General features: G+C 55.2%; 17 protein-coding genes. 11 read left to right on the forward strand and 6 right to left on the reverse strand.

What is annotated here, in order from left to right; translation table 11 throughout:
• The first annotated feature begins 1,154 nt into the window (after positions 1-1,154).
• Both BM438_RS46615 and BM438_RS43685 read left to right on the forward strand, forming a co-directional pair.
• Positions 1,155-1,346 (forward strand): HNH endonuclease, encoded by a 192-nt coding sequence (locus BM438_RS46615; RefSeq protein ID WP_244179612.1) that lies wholly within the window; start codon positions 1,155-1,157, stop codon positions 1,344-1,346.
• Positions 1,347-1,475: 129 nt separating this feature from the next.
• Positions 1,476-2,279, forward strand: coding sequence for a hypothetical protein (locus BM438_RS43685; RefSeq protein ID WP_093647654.1), 804 nt, complete (start codon positions 1,476-1,478; stop codon positions 2,277-2,279).
• Positions 2,280-2,442: 163 nt separating this feature from the next.
• On the opposite strand, the gene BM438_RS43690 is transcribed toward BM438_RS43685, so the two are convergent.
• The 3 genes from BM438_RS43690 to BM438_RS43700 all read right to left on the reverse strand — a co-directional run bounded on the left by BM438_RS43690 (position 2,443) and on the right by BM438_RS43700 (position 6,119).
• Positions 2,443-3,183 (reverse strand): abortive infection system antitoxin AbiGi family protein, encoded by a 741-nt coding sequence (locus BM438_RS43690; RefSeq protein WP_093647656.1) that lies wholly within the window; start codon positions 3,181-3,183, stop codon positions 2,443-2,445.
• 124 nt (positions 3,184-3,307) lie between these two features.
• Entirely contained in the window at positions 3,308-4,036 is a 729-nt protein-coding gene (locus tag BM438_RS43695; RefSeq protein ID WP_143131874.1) for a hypothetical protein, read from the reverse strand.
• A 49-nt stretch (positions 4,037-4,085) separates the two neighbouring features.
• Positions 4,086-6,119 carry a P-loop ATPase, Sll1717 family gene (locus tag BM438_RS43700; protein WP_208620840.1) on the reverse strand — a complete coding sequence of 678 codons (2,034 nt, stop codon included), beginning with the start codon at positions 6,117-6,119 and terminating at the stop codon, positions 4,086-4,088.
• A gap of 283 nt (positions 6,120-6,402) precedes the next feature.
• Here BM438_RS43700 and BM438_RS43705 point away from each other — a divergent pair, with 283 nt between their 5' ends.
• Both BM438_RS43705 and BM438_RS43710 read left to right on the forward strand, forming a co-directional pair.
• On the forward strand, positions 6,403-6,687 hold the full coding sequence (locus tag BM438_RS43705) for a hypothetical protein (RefSeq protein ID WP_143131875.1): 285 nt from the start codon (positions 6,403-6,405) through the stop codon (positions 6,685-6,687).
• Positions 6,688-6,890: 203 nt separating this feature from the next.
• On the forward strand, positions 6,891-7,778 hold the full coding sequence (locus tag BM438_RS43710; protein ID WP_093647664.1) for a hypothetical protein: 888 nt from the start codon (positions 6,891-6,893) through the stop codon (positions 7,776-7,778).
• On the opposite strand, the gene BM438_RS43715 is transcribed toward BM438_RS43710, so the two are convergent.
• Complete coding sequence (locus BM438_RS43715) at positions 7,775-8,725, reverse strand: site-specific integrase (RefSeq protein WP_093647666.1); 951 nt, start codon at positions 8,723-8,725, stop codon at positions 7,775-7,777. The genes BM438_RS43710 and BM438_RS43715 overlap by 4 nt on opposite strands.
• 63 nt (positions 8,726-8,788) lie before the next feature.
• Between BM438_RS43715 and BM438_RS47180 the strand changes: the two genes are divergently transcribed.
• The 3 genes from BM438_RS47180 to BM438_RS43730 all read left to right on the forward strand — a co-directional run bounded on the left by BM438_RS47180 (position 8,789) and on the right by BM438_RS43730 (position 11,061).
• A complete protein-coding gene (locus BM438_RS47180) occupies positions 8,789-8,893 on the forward strand; it encodes an ABC transporter ATPase (protein ID WP_093647668.1) in 105 nt (34 codons plus the stop codon).
• A gap of 251 nt (positions 8,894-9,144) precedes the next feature.
• A complete protein-coding gene (locus BM438_RS43725; protein WP_093647670.1) occupies positions 9,145-10,335 on the forward strand; it encodes an NAD(P)H-dependent flavin oxidoreductase in 1,191 nt (396 codons plus the stop codon).
• Between the two features lie 69 nt (positions 10,336-10,404).
• Entirely contained in the window at positions 10,405-11,061 is a 657-nt protein-coding gene (locus tag BM438_RS43730; RefSeq protein WP_093647672.1) for an OmpW/AlkL family protein, read from the forward strand.
• A 139-nt stretch (positions 11,062-11,200) separates the two neighbouring features.
• On the opposite strand, the gene BM438_RS43735 is transcribed toward BM438_RS43730, so the two are convergent.
• Together BM438_RS43735 and BM438_RS43740 are read right to left on the reverse strand one after the other, a co-directional pair.
• Entirely contained in the window at positions 11,201-11,404 is a 204-nt protein-coding gene (locus BM438_RS43735; RefSeq protein ID WP_028199276.1) for a DUF1289 domain-containing protein, read from the reverse strand.
• Between the two features lie 161 nt (positions 11,405-11,565).
• Positions 11,566-12,912 carry a phospholipase A gene (locus BM438_RS43740; protein WP_093647675.1) on the reverse strand — a complete coding sequence of 449 codons (1,347 nt, stop codon included), beginning with the start codon at positions 12,910-12,912 and terminating at the stop codon, positions 11,566-11,568.
• Positions 12,913-13,738: 826 nt separating this feature from the next.
• Here BM438_RS43740 and BM438_RS43745 point away from each other — a divergent pair.
• From BM438_RS43745 to BM438_RS43760, 4 genes are all read left to right on the forward strand, one after another.
• Entirely contained in the window at positions 13,739-14,839 is a 1,101-nt protein-coding gene (locus BM438_RS43745; RefSeq protein ID WP_093647677.1) for a polyamine ABC transporter substrate-binding protein, read from the forward strand.
• A gap of 92 nt (positions 14,840-14,931) precedes the next feature.
• Positions 14,932-16,098 (forward strand): ABC transporter ATP-binding protein, encoded by a 1,167-nt coding sequence (locus BM438_RS43750; protein WP_167378562.1) that lies wholly within the window; start codon positions 14,932-14,934, stop codon positions 16,096-16,098.
• Positions 16,095-17,024 (forward strand): ABC transporter permease subunit, encoded by a 930-nt coding sequence (locus tag BM438_RS43755; RefSeq protein WP_093647680.1) that lies wholly within the window; start codon positions 16,095-16,097, stop codon positions 17,022-17,024. Before BM438_RS43750 ends, BM438_RS43755 begins: the two co-directional genes overlap by 4 nt.
• On the forward strand, positions 17,024-17,842 hold the full coding sequence (locus BM438_RS43760) for an ABC transporter permease subunit (protein ID WP_093647682.1): 819 nt from the start codon (positions 17,024-17,026) through the stop codon (positions 17,840-17,842). Before BM438_RS43755 ends, BM438_RS43760 begins: the two co-directional genes overlap by 1 nt.
• Positions 17,843-18,280 lie beyond the last annotated feature (438 nt).

Below are 18,280 nucleotides of genomic sequence, written 5' to 3' on the forward strand. Positions count from 1 at the left end.
CTTCTTCGATAGTGTTCACGTGTCCACCTATTTAAGTGGATACGATGCTCCCAAGACCTTCCATGCAACTCAAGATGGGATGGCTAGGCGCTTACGAAGTAACTATGGCACGTAAAAGCAAGTCGGATCGAACCCATGAAATTTTGCTGTTGAACCCGGCTCTACGCCGGGACGACCCCCGGATTGGCGAGCTTATCAACGCGGAGGCGATGCTACGGAAGGCGCAACGAGAGGCTAGAAATGCGCCGCTAACCGTAATGTCCGCAGCGGGGACGGCTAAGCGTAGCCCCGAATGGGTAGCCGTGGATAGCGTTAATACGATGGTCCGCAGACTGCGTAACGATCTATGTATTGATCGACTATCGGTTAAGCGTAGCGAGGCCGCAGGCGTCAAGGTTAAGCGCAGTACGGAGGCGGACAAACTGCTAGCGCTGCACGGGGCAGATTACGCCACAGGCCGCATTCTGATTCCGGGCCCCGCCGCATTCCTAACCGTACATGGAATCTTAGCGCAGGATATGCCGGACAACAGCCGGGAAGCATTCGAGACAGACCTAGCAGACCAAGCGCACCTGTTGGACGGAATAGCGGAGCGTATCAAGGCTTAGCTCTTGGTCCCCAATGGTCCCTCGACCGAGTGCAAATCGGTGCACGTTTTTGCACTATAGATTTCAAGGCCCGTTCCTTATCTATCAAGGCTTTCCGGCCTGTTTTGCGCTCGGAAAAGTTTAATTATCTAGCTTGGCGTTAAAACGAAGGGAACCTGTCGGCGCTGAGTCGATGACCTCTGCAATTTTACATACCCCCCCCCGGCTGTTGAAGGCTATCTGAATCGCTATGGCTACCCACTGAGAGGGCCGCTGTGCGGTCGGTCGAGGTCGCCTAATACCTGAGGGTGGGACAGGATTAACAACATCTCCACGGGGCTATAGTTAGGAATGCATATGAGTGAATGTGCCACGCATCCACAATGGAAACCTGAGAGTATGGAGTGGCGTTGCCCATTCTGTACCACTCCACGGACCAAGCCTCTTACAACAAAGCAGCGGGCCAGATTGGCGGCTACAAATGCGCCACGTATTGATGACCTTAGCGGCCACGCTTGGGGAAAGATACGGGACCGCATTCGTGAGCGGGATCAATGGACTTGTCGTATGTGCAAGCGCGCAGATTTGCGGGGTGTCGTGGACCACGTTAAGCCGCTGGAGCAGGGCGGGTCTAACGATGATGCCAACCTGCAATATCTGTGTAACCCGTGCCATGTGGATAAGACCAATAGAGACCGAGGCTTTAAGGTTAAACGTGCTTTCGGACCGGATGGTATGCCGTTGGATGGTAGCTGGTAGCGCGCCCCAATCTGTCAAATCTGCTGTATTACAGCACATTCGAAAAGCTGAATCCCTTGCCGGGCGGGGGTTTCAGCCATTCTGTCTAATATATAGAGAGCGTTCCTCTGGGAGAGTACACAGGATAACATGACATACAATTTAAACAGCGTAATTGCGGAGGCAGCAGACCGAGCAATTGATCCAGATAGATTGAAGTACCCGAATCTGTTCAATACTAGAAAAATTAGCAGTGAGGAAATAAATAGGCATCAAGCTCTGTACGGGTCAGGTGCTAAAACTATTGAGCATCCATATCAGTTCCTTGGCCGGTTAGCGGCTAGTGTCAACAAGATCATTCATATTGATGCCCCAAAATACATTCCGGTAGCGGGTCAATATAGGGTTGTACCAAAATCTAAGCTAAAGATTGCTGGTTGGTTCCATGAGAAGGGCTTTAGTCGGTCTGCCGTCACCACGGTTGAGCCGGATATGTGGCTGGATACAACGACTGGAGAACTCATTACCAAGAAGGTGGCCCGTGAGTCCGGTATTCGTATTCCTATGGCTAAGTCCGTATCAGAGCGCATGCTAGATACAATTTGTCGAGTCCAGCAATGTACGCCTAGTGAGCGCGAGTTTGTAACCTACGTCCTTAAGATGCGTAACCGTCGAGGTGGTCTTATAGTTGACCTTGATACTGTGATTGATTTCTGGATATCGAACAAATATCCAGAAATGCGCAGTACAGATAAGTCACGAAAGCGGAGGCGTCTGGCAGCGGTCCTAGAGAAACGTAGAATTATGGTCAACAGCCAGACGCTTGCAAGCGATTTACAAGTTCTTGGTAATCCTACAAAACAGGAAATTATTGAAGAATCCGCCCGCGTGTTTGAGGTGCTGAAGCCTAGGGCGAAGGTAGGGCATAATGCGGTTCTTCGCGTTGGGCAGTAACCTAGGCTATTGGGGCAATTAGCGGGTCTCACAAGACTATCAGGGAATGGTAGGCGCAACGATGATTATTATGCGTGGTACTTTTGTCGGGCCTGGAGGGTGGTTGAAAATTTAGCTTTCTAGGTCGAACTATTATGTTGACTTGCCATCGTGATCTGCGGTTTCACAGGTCGTCGCTCATGCTTTCTAATGAAACGACGCGAGACATTAATATTTTTAAATCGTTAAGAGGATGCCGGTCAAGATCTTTTTGAATAAAGTTAATAATTTCCGGTATGTCAGAGTCTGATTTTACGAATATGTATCGAATATCGCGTGGGCCGAATTCGAGCATGCAATTTTCCTTGGTTTTATTGTTTGCTTTGAAGAGCTTATTTTTATCTTCGAAGTTGGATTTAATGAGGTACTCATTTATATTCGAGCTTTTAGGAACGTGTCGCCATTCCGATTCCTGATAAAAATGTTTTTCTATCGGCTCTCCGTCAATAACCATGTTGCCCACAGTTGGCTTGGCGTGTGCGAATATGTAACGAAGGCTAATCTTGGCCTCTTTTTGTAGATCTTCGCTGCTGTGCTGCTCCCCTTGTAGCATCAAGTCCCGGAAAGACGCTGTTATTCCATTTTCACCTGCAACATAAATCACGGGGTTTAAATTATTCATTTCCGCCCACTGACGTGTTACTCCAATTCCAAATTGGCCATAGAAGCCAACGTGTTCGGAAATGCGCGACAACGGTATGTCGCAAAAGCAGGTCATCGGAAATGCGATATAGTCATGATCGTCCAAACCTAACCATGAGATATGTTCTAGGCAATATCTCGGCCAGAAACCATTTAATAGAATGAGTTTCAGCGTCTCTTGGCTTTTTGTGAAATGGAAAAGGGTGTTGGACTTCGGTTGCATATTTGTTTCCTATTTCTCATTCTATTAATTGGGTGTGTACCGGTTTTGTTGCGTCGGGATAACCGGAAATCCCGCTTCGGCAGCCTATCCCACGTTTCGCTATGGCGGATAGGTCTCCTGCATTCTACATTGCATTCGATATGAGTAAGCCCAACATTTGACCTAGCTGAGGAAGCCCAGTCACGACAGTTACGGCGTTGGCGACAGTAGAGACAGCAGACACCAACTTCTTACCCAAGGGTTCGTTCGTCAGAAATTCCTTATACTTAGGGTCCACGACCACATTTCCAAACGTGGCATTGGCGGCGTCCAAGATGGGTAATACTCCCGTTATGAAGTATTCGTCAATACTGTTAATAAGGCGGCCTAGATAGCGAGTAATAGACAACTTAACTTCCGCGTCTATTTCTGCTTCAATAACTTCTTTTAACAATTCGTTCAGTGTTCCTCGAAGTTCACCAAGGTGAGCCTGACCGAACGGCTTTAGCTTAGTGGCGTGCTGAAGGAGTTTCGCGGTTACACTTAGATAGTTTAACGAATGGTCATCAATTTGATTGATGAACTCGGCCCACGGCGCGTTAATATTAATATTTACAAACGCGGAGTCGACCCGACCTCGCCAGTAAGAGACTGTCTGATTCTCGTCGGCGTGATGCTCCTGCATCTCGGTAGCGATTATCGCGGGCAATGCCATAAGCTTCGCCAGTCTTTCGGCCAACAACGCGTGGTTTCCGGGTTCAACCTGAAGCAATTCATACCAAACTTGGCGGCTCGGCAATCTAACATCTTTTGTCTTGCCAGCTTTTAAAATTGCCAGTAAGCGTGCCGCTGGGTTGTCTACGATCATTGCCACGTTTGACTCTCAATAAAATAGTGGTCTGGATAATGCGGCTTATCGACTGTCACGCAATTTGGCGGACAAAGTAATCGTAACGGTCTTGAATGTGGGTTTCCTTGAACACGCCATTGATTGCTTGGCGTAGAAATACTTCCAAGTCCTTTTGTGTGATCAGGATTATTTGACCCGTTTGATTCTTGTTTGCTACATTGGCAATATGCCGATGATATGAGTCTTTTATTTCGTTACCTCTAAAGGCAATTATCCCAAATTTCCCGAATGTCTGACTAAAATAGTAGGCAACTTGATGAAAGTCGTCTGCCTGGAGGTCTTCATAGTTTTTGCACTCCCATACGACCTGGGTTGCGCCATATTTGGTGCGGATAACTTCCCAGAATCCGTTCGCGGCCCGGTTCGATGCTACCCAATCTCGTATAGCGCTGCCGTCGTGGGTCCGAGATTTTGCCTGGACGTTGGTAAGGCTGCGGAAGAAGCAGAGCTTTATTACTTCGCCTACAATATCTTCAAATTCCACAGCGGTCGCGTGTCCCGTGGATAATGCCTTTAAACGAGAGAGCGTAGTCGTCAGGGCGGCTTTGTATTCGTCAAAGCGATAGTTTTCGGGCAGGTCCTCCAAGAGGCCCTCATTTCGCAGATTGGTCTCGTCACCTAAGCGTTGCACTAAAATCGGACGTAGGTTAAGTGCGGGCTGGTAGGTAGGATGAATTACGAATTGAACAGTTGCGTCTATAGGCAACTTTGCGTTCGAATCCTTGCCGGAATCTTTATACGTTATGCGGCCGCGCCTGCTTAGGCCTAAGAAGCCAATTCCGTGCAATAATTCGATAAATCTAAATGGAGCCGTATAGTCATAAAACCAATCCCCGCAATATTTACGTACTTTGTCGTTAACCAAAAGTTTTCCAATGAAGTCCTCTATTGCGACAAGTGTAAATTCGTTTCCTAGCCCGTAGAAATGCTCAATGATTACGCTAATATTGGGATAATTCTCGGAAAACTCGTCGCCAAGGTCTTTAAGTCTGCTGGTGCTATACCGCGTCGAGGCGTCATCAAGGTCTGTATCGCTGACCTTCTGATTGCCATTGGCAATGGCCGCATTGATTGCGTAGCTGGTCAACATCAGTACGTCGCGCGGCCTGTGCTGGCATAAATCCATTACGCGACCTACGCTCGGTTTGCCGTCAATCTGTTCAAAAAATTGATCCCAAGCCTCACCACCGAGCTTGGGCTTAGCAACAAACGGACGCACTAGTCGGCGTTCCACTAGCTCTTGTAACTTCTTTTCGCTCCAGTCAAGAAAAACGACAGAGGTTTCAAGTCTTGCAAATTCGTTGTCCATCGCTCTGATACGATCATAGATATTTTCTCGTATAAAAATATACGGTCGCACAGATTCGGTTGAAGCGGTCAGTCTGACCGCTGCATGCATAAGAGCCATGAGACATATCATTGCCGACGGGGAGCCGTCCCATGACTCGTCAAGACGATCTATCAATATTACGTATTTGAATGCGCCATTGGTCGATAGGCGGTTGACTTCGTTTGTTAGTTCTTTGCTTCTGTTGATTTGCCTAAGCCATAACTTATCTTGACTTTTGCTGTAAGCATCGAATATTTCATCCGTCAGGCTAATGATTCGCTGGTCAAAGTCCAGTTCTTCAATAAGGTTGCGTTCTTTTGTTATAGTGGTTGGTGCGCCTTTGAATTCAAAAATTCGATCTTCCACCCATGTGCGTACAATTTCATCCAATAGCGCACGTTCCATTGTATGCATCAGTGACTTGAATGGTCGCTGCCGCGTATCATGAAATTCCTCATGTTTTAGCGGAAGCTTTAACAGGTCAAAAATCTGGGGGGTTATGGAAATGGTCCGCTTAATTTGTCGTTGTATTTCATAAACGATTGCGGTTTTCCCCGCTCCTCTACGGCCAATAAAGAAGCAACTTTGTCCATCCGGATCAAGTGCGGAAATAGTTGAGGGCGTTGAGACGAATAACTGAGGATCGTCACGAATGATGTCGTACTCTGCAAACGCTTGCCCGATTTGAACGCGCTCTAATGCATTTTTTGGAAGCATTATCGACATAGCCTAGATCTGCCTTTTTATGCTGTTTGAGCACCATGAGGGACAGTGCGTTGTTTGGTCACCTACCTCTATCGTCAGGTAAAAAGTGGCGTTACGCAAGCTCGGACGCGTATGCGAACATGCGGCGTGCATTAGTTGTGGAGCCGGGGCGGGGCGCATGTTTCCAGCTGGATATAGCTCAAGTTTGAACCGTTCGCGCCGATAAGAAGATTGAGTGACATCTCGAGGCACCGAGGTCAGTCGAAAATCAATCACAAACTACGCCGAGAGGAACATGAGCAATCTTATCTGCCCGCATTGCCGCACCCAAGTTCCGCGAGGTGCCACTGTCTGTACAGGTTGCCAAGCAGAGGTGAAATATGGTCCCGCAAACGGGCTCTTTGGCGCTGCCTTTCTGGCGGCTGCGGTGGTGGGCTACAAGGTCGGGCATATGCTGCCTGATTCAATGTCGTTTGGCGGTTGGATCGCAGGATTAGCAGTGTTTGGCGGCCTGTCAGCCGTCATTCAGAAATTCTACGGGGACCGCGTGGTATTCAATCGCGTATACCGCACCCGATAGGGGGCGTGAGGCGTTGTGGCCCGTTGAGGCCGCTTGACCAGCGGCCCTCGAATCGCGCCGCCCCTGTCTATATCGGCTGGGTGATGGCATGCACTTATGTGTCAACGTCCTTGAAAAACTGCGGACGCTTCATATGTACTCCATATGAAACTGTTGTGAGTTTGCTCTCAACATAGCTAGACTTGCCCTTTGATCGAGGGGCTATGATGCCGCAGAACCTAAGACTTAAAGTAATGCGCGCGGCCAAGGCCGGTCCGGACATGCGCAAGCCGTTGAATCCTGACGGCTATCACCCTCCGGCCACAGGCGTATCGTTTGCGCGGTTTATCGGTTATTTCGAGGTGGGCCAGCATCAATGGAGGACGGACAAAGGCCCCACGTTTAAAGACACGGTGCGTATGCTTTTTGAGCTAAGCGGCCCGAACCATCCTCCGCGAGAGGTAGACGGCAAATTAGTGCCACACGTTGTAACTGTGTCAATGCCGCTTGAGTTGATTCCGGGGAGGTCTTTCTTCGATACATTCGCGAGGATGAATTTCGAAGCATCCGCTAGCCACATGTCCGAGTTGCTAGGCTCGGCCTTTGCCCTTTATATCGTCCATCGCCCCTTACATAGCGGTCAAGGCGTCTATGCCACGGTGGACGGCGGGAAAGGCGGGTTTCTCATTGAACCGGCCAAGTTCCGGTCTGAAACGGGCGAGTTGTGCGAGACACCTATAGCTCCTCCGCATTATGCGCTATCAATGTTTGTGTGGGATTCCGCGGACCTGGACGACTGGTACGACATTTACATACCGGGCGAGTGGCCCGAGGTAAGAAGCGATAGTGGTGTCTTGCAGCGTCCCGCAAGATCAAAGAACGTTTTCCAAGAGAGGATCATGTCTGCCGCAAACTGGCCGGAACATCCGTTGGCCGCCATCACTAAGCTGGGACCGGACCCGGAGGCACCTAGTCCCGAGGAACTGGAAAGGCGGCGGGAGGCAGAACTTAAAGAATATCAGGCGAGGAACGTCAAGGCTCTCAAGGAGGCGGTAGACAGGGCTATCAGGGGCGCGCGTTTATCGAACAAGCGGCCCCCAAAATCACGTTAACCCAATTTCTTAGCCAAATCCTCCGCCCGTAGGTGGGTATAACGCTGGAGCATCTTGAGGTTTTTGTGTCCTGTGATAGCGGCAACCTCCATAACGTTTAGCCCTTTCTCGAATAGGCGGCTAGCCGCTTCGTGGCGTAGATCATGAAAACGGATATTCCCTAGTCCGCATTGCTGCCGAACCTCACGAAAGGCGTATTTCATCGCGTACTGTGTGAGCTTGAATACGCGTCCGGTGTGCGGGGGAGGACACCACGTAAGAGCCTCGATTGCCCTGGTGGATAGCGGAACCTTGCGGGCCGTACCGTTCTTGGTCATGGGTAGCAGCGCTGTACGGGCCTCAAGGTCAATGTACTCCCAACGGAGCTTGGCTATCTCTCCCTGACGCATGGCCGTTTCTATGGCAAGAATGATCGCGGGTGCTATCTCCCGGTTGAATTCGATAGCGGCGGCAATGAGCCGTCCATCGTCACCCACTGATAGCCGAACGTCACGGGGTAGCGGTAATTTAGGGCGGCGGAAACCGTGGACAGGATTGCTCGTAAGGCCCATGTCCCATTCGTCAATCGCGACCCGATACACGGATGCTATGGCGTCCAGTTCGCGACCTACGGTGCTAGTCGCAACCTCGATTACACGGCGGTCCCGCCATTCCGCCAGATGCGACTTACCGAGGGAGTTAGCGGCTACAGCGCATAGCTTCTTTTCCGTGCGGAGCATCCGGCTCAGTACAGAGCGTTCCCACTTACCGTTACGGCGGGAGGGCGCTACCTGGTCTACGTACTTACGGAAAAGGTCTCCTACTGTTGGTCCTTCTACGGGCTTGGACTCCTGAGCGGCCCATTGCTCCGCCTCATACTTGGTTGCGAACGTCCGGGACTGGATCGGTTGACCCTTGACCCTAACTTTTACCTGCCATTTTGTCCCACGGGGGATGATTGAGGCCATTCCTGCTCTCCAAGTGATTGAAAAGTATCAGGAATAGGTTTCGTCTCGCACGACCGTGAGTTCGTGAGCGGTCTTGCGAACCGGATCATCGAAGTGCGTACCGATGGCACGCCGAACGACTTCGGCGGCAACTACGAAGACTTCCTGTTGAGTCAGGGCGTGCAGTAAGCGCTCTCTGCTTTACGGTGTAGTGTAAGAAAAAGCCCGCTTCGAAAGAAGCGGGCTTTTTTCATGGTGGGCGTTCTGCACGCGGCCCCTGGTTGCTCCGTCCGCACGAATCAATCTCACCGTGAAGTGACCAACGTCAATCAACCGGTCTTAAAAACAAACCAGCAAGCAGCCTTATTGACCCAAAGCAACGCACGCCCCGCCCGACAATCGATGATCACCGCTTCGATAGTCCACCCTTCGGGTCGTCAATGCGTACCTCTCACTCTTTCCCGCCACTTGTTATCCGCGGTCGCTCGCTGCTTCCGATCGTGCAAGGCGGCATGGGCGTCGGCATCTCGGCCCACCGCCTCGCCGGCAGCGTCGCCCGCGAAGGCGCACTCGGCACCATCGCCAGCATCGACCTGCGCCATCACCATCCCGATCTGATCGAACGCTGCCGGCAATCTCCCGACAGGGCTATGCTCGAACAGGCGAACCTCACCGCGCTGGCGCGTGAAATCCACGCCGCCAAAGCGCTCAGCGAAGGCCGCGGCATGATCGCCGTCAACGTGATGAAAGCGGTCAACGCGCAAGCGGAGTACGTGCGCGTCGCTTGCGAAAACGGCGCCGATACAATTGTCATGGGCGCCGGCTTACCGCTCGATTTGCCGGACATGACCCAAAGCCACGACATCGCGCTGATTCCCATTCTGTCGGATAGTCGCGGCGTCGCGCTGGTACTGAAGAAGTGGATGAAAAAGGGTCGTCTGCCGGACGCCGTCGTGATCGAACATCCGGCCCACGCAGGCGGCCATCTCGGCGTGGGCAATCTCTCTGACATGCATGACCAACGCTTCGAATTCTTGCGTGTGCTTGAGGAACTCGATGCGGTATTCACGTCGCTTGGTTTGCGTCGGGAAGACGTGCCCTTGATCGTCGCGGGCGGCATTAATAGTCACGAAGCTGTGCGCGAGTTGCTGAGCGCCGGTGCCAGCGGCGTGCAGCTCGGCACGCCGTTCGCCGTTACTGAAGAAGGTGATGCACATCCGAACTTCAAACGCGTACTGGCCGAAGCGACACCCGACGACATTGTCGAATTCGTCAGCGTGACGGGGTTGCCTGCGCGCGCTGTTAAAACACCATGGCTGATGCGTTATCTGCGTCACGAGACGAAGATCCGCGAGAAGATCGGCGCGCTCAAACACACCTGTCCGACCGCGCTCGAATGCCTCAGCGTTTGTGGCTGGCGCGACGGTGTCGAAAAGTTCGGCCACTTCTGTATCGACACGCGACTCGCCGCGGCATTGCGCGGTGACGTGGCTAACGGCCTGTTCTTTCGCGGCCGCGAAGCCTTGCCGTTCGGCACGGCCATCCGCAGCGTCCACGACCTGATCGAACTGCTCCTGACCGGTGCGACGCGACCCGCTGTCGCAGGTCGTTGGGCGTTCTCGCTGGGTTGATACGGGTCAACGTGAAACCTGACAAGAACTTCGACAATCCCCGCACGCAAACAACACTCGGGGAAGCACATGAAGTACTTGCTCAGGAACAGAATCAAGGCCGCTGCTGTCGCGACGTGCCTGCTAGGCGCGGGCGCGCTGGCCTTACCGGCACAGGCTGCCGGCGACGACCCGATGAGCGGCATTCACGCCGGCGACGTACTGGTGCGTCTGCGCGCAATCAGCATCATGCCGAACGTGGGGACCAGCCAGTCGCTGTCGGCGCTTAATGTAGACGTCAACAATGCCATCGTGCCGGAGCTGGATCTGACCTACATGATCCGCGACTACCTCGGCGTCGAGCTGATTCTCGGCACGTCGCGTCATCAGTTGACGTCGGGTCTCGGCAATCTCGGCGGCGTGAACGTGTTGCCGCCCACGCTGCTGCTGCAATATCACTTCAACCACGCGGGGCGCATCCGTCCGTACGTTGGGGCGGGTCTGAACTACACGTTGTTCTATAACAACGGCCTGAACGCAGGCGGTCAGCCGATTTCGATCACCAACCACAGCTTCGGCCCCGCGTTGCAGGCAGGTGTGGACGTGCAGGTGACCAAGTCACTGTTCGTCAATGCGGACATCAAGAAGATCTGGATGCACACCGATGCAACGCTCGGCGGTCAATCGCTCGGGCGGCTGAATATCGACCCGGTGGTGGTCGGTTTGGGAGTCGGTATGCGGTTCTGATTGCCGCGCTCGAGAAGCCGCGTTCGTCACGCAAAAAACGCCGGAATGCCCGGCGTTTTTTATTGCAATTGCTATGTCAATCGGGAGACGGGTTTTCCGGCAGGAGGGCCGATGCGGTTGGCCACAGTGCTGCAAGATGCTATAGCTTGTCGTTCTTGAAACGCATGGCGGTGCCGTCCTGCTCAATGCGTACCCACACCGCGCGTTTTTCCTCGTCGCTCAGGAACACCCAGTTGGACACTTCGGTGGCGGTGCGGCCGCAGCCTTTGCAGACCTCGTCGAAAAGCGTGGAACAGACACCGATGCACGGGCTGTCGGGAAGATCGTGGAGATTCGAAGCCATCGGAAACCTTGGGGCGGAGAAGCAAAGTTCCGCTATGTTAACCGATGCGGCGGCCACGCCCCCGAAGCGGCCGGGAACCCTGCACGATTGGCAGCATCCGGCGGTGTTCTGGCTTGAACCCGGCAGCTTCAAAACCATCAACGCCCAACCCCCGACCTTCCTCAGCGCGCGATGCTGTACCCGACCCGTGCCATCCAGTGCTGCCGATTGTTGTAATCGAGCAGATCCTCGCCGTAGCCGTTGAAGTATCCGACCCAGATATACCCGCCCCACTTGCTGCCGAGCAGCTTGGCGAGAGGATAGGTGAATTGCGAATCGACACTGCCGTACCAGTGCTTGGTACCTTTGCGCAGCGTGGTCGCAAGTTGCCAGCCGTCCGGGCTGCCGTATTTGACCAGCAGGTCGACGTAGCCGCGATAGTCGGCGATATCGGGGTTGTTGCTCGTGCCAAGGTAGTAATAGATCTTTGGCGAGACGGTCAGATGGTTGCCCGTCAGATCGCCGAATTCCCATGTCGGGCGGATAAAGGGCATGTTGATGCTGCGCGAGTCGGAACCCGCCTTGCCGTTCGATTCATGCGCGATACCTGCTGCAAAACCCATGCGCGTGAAAAACGGGCTGTGCCAACCGGTGTCCGGCACGTAGTAGAACAACTGCGGGGAGTAGGTCGTATCGCGGAACGGCCGTGAGTCGGCGGACAGATCCCAGATCGAGGTCTGCGTGTAGGCGAAGTACAGGTTGTCGAGGAACGCCTTCGAGCGTAGATCATCCGGCATCAGGATGCGGTATTTGAAGCTCAGTTGCAGCCGGGCGTTCGTGTCGCCATTGTGGCCGAAGGCGATGTACATCGGCTCGTAGTAGGAGACGTGCGCGAGCACGCCACGTCCGGTGGTGGAGAGCGAGTCGCCGGGCGGCGACATCGCGTCGCCTGTCGGGCCGCCCACGGCCGCGGCCGTTTCGGCGGCTTGGGCCGCCTGGGCAGGCGTGCTCGCTTCGCTTTCCGCGCGCTCTGCCTGGGCGATGGCGTCCTGCTGCGGGCCACGATTGATCGCGACGAGCGCCGGCGACGCGTCGAAGCCCACTGGATCGATACGCACTTCGCCGCGTGCCGACTGCGGCCAGGGTGCCGAGAAACGCACTTTGCGGAATTGACCTGGCCGCAGATGCAGCGTGTCGGGCACGCCAGGTTCGCGCTGCAGGTCGAGCGGCTGCGGCGACTCCTCGGCACCGGTCAAGGTGACGCGGATCGTCGGCGGGACGGTGACGGTGAGGGCGCGGGCGTCGTCGGCGGAATAGAGCAGCGTGATTTGCAATGGCTCGTTGGCAGCGGCGACGCGCGCCGGCTGCAGCATCGCGACCGTCGCGCGGGCCTCGCCGCACAAGGCGCCGATGGTGACGATGGCGAGGAGGGTGGACAGCAAGACGGTGCGTGAATTGCGCTGGACGGCGCGCTGACTTTGAAGTGACGTATCGGGGGCGAGGCGGGCAAGCGAAGCGAAAAAGCGCATGGGCTGTCGTCCAGAGAACAGGGGAGCGTGAGCGAGGCGGCAAGACGGCGAGGCGGCACCGCGGTAAGACAGCGGCATCGCAGGTCATCAGGAATTTCTAAGAGAATACTTACAAACCGGCTTCATTCGCAAACACAATGCGGGGAGTAGCCGGCCCACCACTTCATCCGCCGAATGCCAACTGCCATAGCAGCGCCATATTCAGCAGGATGGTGAACGCCGCCGACAGCCGGGCCAGCCGGTCTGACGTCCGGCAGATGCCGACGGCGGCTCGGTCGCAACGCGGACGGATTCGTGTTGATCGACACCTGGAGATTTGAGACCGCACTCGTGCGCAAGTGATGTGCCCGCAGCGAACCCGGCACGCGACGCAGCGAGGCCAGGGAGCCAAGGCCCGGTACGTCCGCGTGGTTCGCGCCGTACCGTCTACAAGGCTCTCCGCGGTATTGTGCACCGTGGCGCGACGGGCGGCTTACGCTCGCAACGAGGTTAGCTGTAAGGCATAAGATTCGCGGGAAACGACCTCTGGCTGCTGCCGCCTTGATGCGAACCCGATGGGGCGCGGCCATCGTAACTTGACAACGAGATAACACCAAGGCCGTCACCGGTGTTTTTTTCGGGTAGACACGCGCCGATAACCCGCTAAAATTGCGCCCATTTTGTAGCGGCGCGGCTTACGCTGTACCGTTTGCGCGACAGCCCAGCATTTTTTTTGGTGCGCGCAATAATTAATGGTAGTTTTCGGATTTTTCAGGGGAGCCGCGTGCGGTGTGCCGCGGCGTGGTTGAAGACAGCCGGATCGGGCCGGCCAGGATCGGAGAACGGGATGAAAAGACGGGTAGTGGGACAAGTGGCGGCACTGGTTCTGTGCGCAACACCGTGGTTGACGGCTGCTGCGAAAGACACGCAGCTCAACGTGTATAACTGGTCCGATTACATCGCCAAGGACACCATTCCGAACTTCACCAAGCAGTCCGGTGTCCAGGTCAAATACGACAACTACGACAGCGACGACACGCTGCAAGCCAAGCTCCTTACCGGCAGTTCCGGTTACGACATCGTCGTGCCGACCAGCAACTACGCCGGCAAGCAAATCGCCGCGGGCATCTTCGCGCCGCTCGACAAATCGAAGCTGCCGAACCTGAAGTACCTCGATCCCTCGCTGATGGCCCTCGTGGCCGGCGCCGATCCGGGCAACAAGTACACGGTACCCTGGGCATACGGCACGACCGGCCTCGGCTACAACGTCACCAAGGCGCAGCAGATCCTCGGCAAGAACGTGCCGCTCGACAGCTGGGACGTCCTCTTCAAGCCGGAAAACATTTCGAAGCTGAAGACCTGCGGCGTGTCCGTGCTCGACGCACCGGACCAGATGTTCGCCGCTGCGCTGCACTACATCGGCAAGGACCCGATGAGCACGAACCCGGCCGACTACCGCGCCGCGCTCGAGATGATGAAGAAGATCCGTCCGTACATCACACAGTTCAACTCGTCGGGCTACATCAATGACCTGGTCGGCGGCGACGTGTGCTTCGCGTACGGCTGGTCGGGCGACGTCGTGATCGCCAAGCATCGCGCGATCGAGGCGAAGAAAGCCTTCAAGATCGAGTACTACATTCCGAAGGGCGGCGCCCCGGTGTGGTTCGACGTGATGGCGATTCCGAAGGACGCGAAGAACAAGGAAGCCGCGCTCGAGTGGATCAACTACATCGAAACGCCGCAGGTTCACGCCGCGATCACCAATGCCGTCTACTATCCGAGCGCCAACCTCGAAGCGCGCAAGTATGTGGACAAGGACGTGGCGAACGATCCGGCCGTGTACCCCTCGCCTGAAGTCATCAAGACGCTGTTCCTGCTGAAGCCGCTGCCGCCGGAAATCCAGCGTCTGCAAACGCGGCTGTGGACTGAATTCAAGTCCGGCCGCTGATTCGCCGTCAGAGTGAGCGGGTAAGTATCATCAAGAAGCCCTCGGTGTCCACCGGGGGCTTTGTTCGTCAAACGCCGGAGTAAAGCATTGTGATGAGTAGTGACCAGTCGGGCGCGATAGCAGGGACCGCCGTGCCGTCCCCGGGCCTGAACGCCGCAGCAGGCGATGCCGCAGAGAATTTCGTCCAGATCGTCGACATCGTGAAGAAGTTCGGCGAGACCGCAGCGGTCAAAGGGGTCAACCTGTCGGTGAAAAAGGGCGAGCTGTTCGCGCTGCTCGGCAGTTCCGGTTGTGGCAAATCCACTTTGTTACGCATGCTGGCCGGCCTCGAATCGATCACGTCGGGCAAGATCCTGATCGATGGCGAAGACCTTGCGCAATTGCCGCCTTATCGCCGGCCGGTCAACATGATGTTCCAGTCATACGCGCTGTTTCCTCACATGACGGTCGAGGCCAACGTCGCCTTCGGCCTGAAACAGGAAGGCGTGCCGAAGTCTGAGCTGAAAGACCGCGTGCAGACCGCGCTCGATCTCGTGCAGATGGGCCGTTTTGCGAAGCGCAAGCCGCATCAGCTCTCCGGCGGTCAGCAGCAGCGTGTGGCGCTCGCGCGCTCGCTCGTCAAACGGCCGAAGCTGCTGCTGCTCGACGAACCGATGTCCGCGCTCGACAAGCAGATCCGTCAGCGCACGCAGATCGAACTGGTCAACATTCTCGACAAGGTCGGTGTGACCTGCATGATGGTGACGCACGACCAGGAAGAGGCGATGACGATGGCGGACCGTCTTGCCGTGATGAGCGAAGGCGAGATCGTCCAGCTCGGCACACCGCATGAAGTTTACGAATATCCGAATAGCCGTTTTTCAGCCGAGTTCATCGGTTCGACCAATCTGTTCGACGGCAACGTCGTCGAAGACGAACCCGATCACGTGTTCATCGAAACGCCCGACTTGCCGGTCCGTCTTTACGTGAGCCATGGCATCACCGGGCCGCTCGGCATGCCGGTGACGATTTCCGTGCGTCCCGAACGCATCGCGCTCACGCGCAAACCGCCTGAGGGTGCGTACAACTGGGGCAAGGGCGTGGTCACGAACATCGCCTACATGGGCGGCTATTCGCTGTATCACGTGAAACTCGACGCCGGCAAAACGGTGATCGCCAACGTGACGAGCCTTGCCTTGACCGAGATCGATCCGCCCACTTGGGGCGACGAGGTGTATGTGCGCTGGAGCGCATCGGCTGGCGTGGTGCTGACGTCATGAAACGCTCGATCAGTTCTCTGGCGTCGTGGCCGGCGCGCCGTTTCAACCTGACTGCACGCACCGCGGTGGTGGCCGGGCCGTTCATCTGGCTGCTGCTGTTTTTCCTCGTGCCGTTCCTGCTGGTCGTGAAGATCAGCTTTGCCGATTTGCAGCTTGGCATTCCGCCTTATACCGAACTCGCCAAGTACACCGACGGTGTGGTTCATGTCGCGCTGGACCTGTCGCACTATGCGTTTCTGCTGACCGACAGCCTTTATTTCGCGACCTATGTGAATTCGGTGGTGGTGGCGGCGATATCCACGTTGCTGTGTTTGCTGATCGGTTATCCGATGGCGTATTACATTGCCCGATCGAATCCGGCGAGCCGCAATCTGCTGATGATGGCGGTGATGCTGCCGTTCTGGACGTCGTTTCTGATTCGCGTGTATGCATGGATCGGGATCCTGAAGAACAACGGCCTGCTGAACAACTTCCTGATGTCGACCGGGCTGATCCATACGCCGATCGAGCTGTATCACACGAACACCGCGGTTTATATCGGCATGGTGTATTCGTACCTGCCGTTCCTCGTGATGCCGTTGTACGCGCATCTGGTGAAGATGGACATGACCTTGCTGGAAGCTGCCTACGACCTCGGTGCGAAGCCGTGGCGGGCGTTCTGGCAGATCACCTTGCCGTTGTCGAAGAACGGCATTATTGCCGGGTGTTTGCTGGTGTTCATTCCGGCGGTAGGCGAGTACGTGATTCCGGAATTGCTGGGCGGCGCGAACACGTTGATGATTGGCCGCGTGATGTGGAATGAGTTTTTCGACAATGCCGATTGGCCGATGGCGTCTGCCGTGACGTGCGCGATGGTGTTGTTGTTATTGGTGCCGATGGCGTTTTTCCAGTACGCGCAGGCGAAGGCGATGGAGGAAAGACGCTGATGAAGCCGAACCGGATTTTTCAGTTCATTGCTTTGGGGATCGGCTTTCTCTTCCTCTACGTTCCGATCGTGAGTCTGGTTGTGTATTCGTTCAACGAATCGCAACTGGTCACGGTGTGGACGCGGTTTTCGACGCGTTGGTATGCGGCGTTGTTGCAGGACGACGAGTTGATCGCGGCGGCGTGGTTGTCGTTGCGGGTGGCGTTGCTGACGGCGTTTGCTTCGGTGATTATCGGCACGTGGGCCGGGTTTGTGTTGGCCCGCATGGGGCGGTTTCGGGGCTTTACCCTTTACACCGGGATGATCAATGCGCCGCTGGTGATTCCCGAGGTGATTCAGGGGATTTCGCTGCTGCTGCTGTTCATCGAAATGGCCAAGTGGTTGGGGTGGCCCGCTGGGCGCGGTATTTTCACGATCTGGATCGGGCACGTGATGTTGTGTATTTCGTACGTGGCCATCATCGTGCAATCGCGGGTGAAGGAGTTGAATCCTTCGCTTGAGGAAGCTGCGCTGGATCTAGGGGCGACGCCGCTGAAGGTGTTTTTCTTCATTACGTTGCCGTTGATTTCGCAGGCGCTTATTTCTGGGTGGTTGTTGTCGTTTACATTGTCTATCGACGATCTGGTTTTGTCGGCGTTTTTGTCGGGGCCTGGGTCGACGACGTTGCCACTGGTTGTTTTTTCTCGTGTTCGGCTTGGATTGAATCCTGAGATGAATGCGTTGGCTACCTTGTTTATTGCTGTGGTTACTGTTGGGGTTGTTTTGGGGAATTATTTTATGCAGCGGGCTGAGAGGAAGAGGGCCGTGATGGCCGTATAGGGGTTTCTCTTGCGTAGCGCTTGTTTGGCCGTGTTCTTAGGGCTTTGGCCTTTCCTTGTTTTGTTAGTGGTCTATTAGCGTTCCCCCTGTGCGGGGGGCACCTACTTTTCTTTGCCGCCGCAAAGAAAAGTAGGCAAAAGAAAGCGGCTAGAAGCCTCTGCTAAGCGGGCACCGTGGTTTGCCCGGGGTAGTGGTGCGACTGGAATCTGTGCTCGTGCCGCTGCTTAGGCTTGTGACAAGGGCGTCATACTTCCGGCGGCGCTGCGCGCGCCGAAGAGCAGTTCATAAAATGTATTGAACTAGACTAAATCTGACAGTGGTCGGTTTCTCGTGCTGTTTGCGTTGGCGCGAAGGGCGTAGCCCGGAGCGACAATGCAAACAGCAAACCGCAAGGAGTCCGCCATGACTCAGGAACAGAAGGTCATCCGTGCCAAGCTC

Source organism: Paraburkholderia aspalathi, assembly GCF_900116445.1.
Classification (GTDB): domain Bacteria; phylum Pseudomonadota; class Gammaproteobacteria; order Burkholderiales; family Burkholderiaceae; genus Paraburkholderia; species Paraburkholderia aspalathi.

What these genes read in the sequence shown, in the direction of transcription:
- BM438_RS43705 (WP_143131875.1), top strand. Translation starts at nt 6,403, where the DNA reads ATGAGCAATCTTATCTGCCCGCATTGCCGCACCCAAGTTCCGCGAGGT.
- BM438_RS43760 (WP_093647682.1), top strand. Translation starts at nt 17,024, where the DNA reads ATGAAGCCGAACCGGATTTTTCAGTTCATTGCTTTGGGGATCGGCTTT.
- BM438_RS43730 (WP_093647672.1), top strand. Translation starts at nt 10,405, where the DNA reads ATGAAGTACTTGCTCAGGAACAGAATCAAGGCCGCTGCTGTCGCGACG.
- BM438_RS43715 (WP_093647666.1), bottom strand. Translation starts at nt 8,725, where the DNA reads ATGGCCTCAATCATCCCCCGTGGGACAAAATGGCAGGTAAAAGTTAGG.
- BM438_RS43750 (WP_167378562.1), top strand. Translation starts at nt 14,932, where the DNA reads ATGAGTAGTGACCAGTCGGGCGCGATAGCAGGGACCGCCGTGCCGTCC.
- BM438_RS43745 (WP_093647677.1), top strand. Translation starts at nt 13,739, where the DNA reads ATGAAAAGACGGGTAGTGGGACAAGTGGCGGCACTGGTTCTGTGCGCA.
- BM438_RS43690 (WP_093647656.1), bottom strand. Translation starts at nt 3,183, where the DNA reads ATGCAACCGAAGTCCAACACCCTTTTCCATTTCACAAAAAGCCAAGAG.
- BM438_RS43735 (WP_028199276.1), bottom strand. Translation starts at nt 11,404, where the DNA reads ATGGCTTCGAATCTCCACGATCTTCCCGACAGCCCGTGCATCGGTGTC.
- BM438_RS46615 (WP_244179612.1), top strand. Translation starts at nt 1,155, where the DNA reads ATGTGCAAGCGCGCAGATTTGCGGGGTGTCGTGGACCACGTTAAGCCG.
- BM438_RS43740 (WP_093647675.1), bottom strand. Translation starts at nt 12,912, where the DNA reads ATGCGCTTTTTCGCTTCGCTTGCCCGCCTCGCCCCCGATACGTCACTT.
- BM438_RS43685 (WP_093647654.1), top strand. Translation starts at nt 1,476, where the DNA reads ATGACATACAATTTAAACAGCGTAATTGCGGAGGCAGCAGACCGAGCA.
- BM438_RS43710 (WP_093647664.1), top strand. Translation starts at nt 6,891, where the DNA reads ATGATGCCGCAGAACCTAAGACTTAAAGTAATGCGCGCGGCCAAGGCC.
- BM438_RS43725 (WP_093647670.1), top strand. Translation starts at nt 9,145, where the DNA reads ATGCGTACCTCTCACTCTTTCCCGCCACTTGTTATCCGCGGTCGCTCG.
- BM438_RS43755 (WP_093647680.1), top strand. Translation starts at nt 16,095, where the DNA reads ATGAAACGCTCGATCAGTTCTCTGGCGTCGTGGCCGGCGCGCCGTTTC.
- BM438_RS43700 (WP_208620840.1), bottom strand. Translation starts at nt 6,119, where the DNA reads ATGCTTCCAAAAAATGCATTAGAGCGCGTTCAAATCGGGCAAGCGTTT.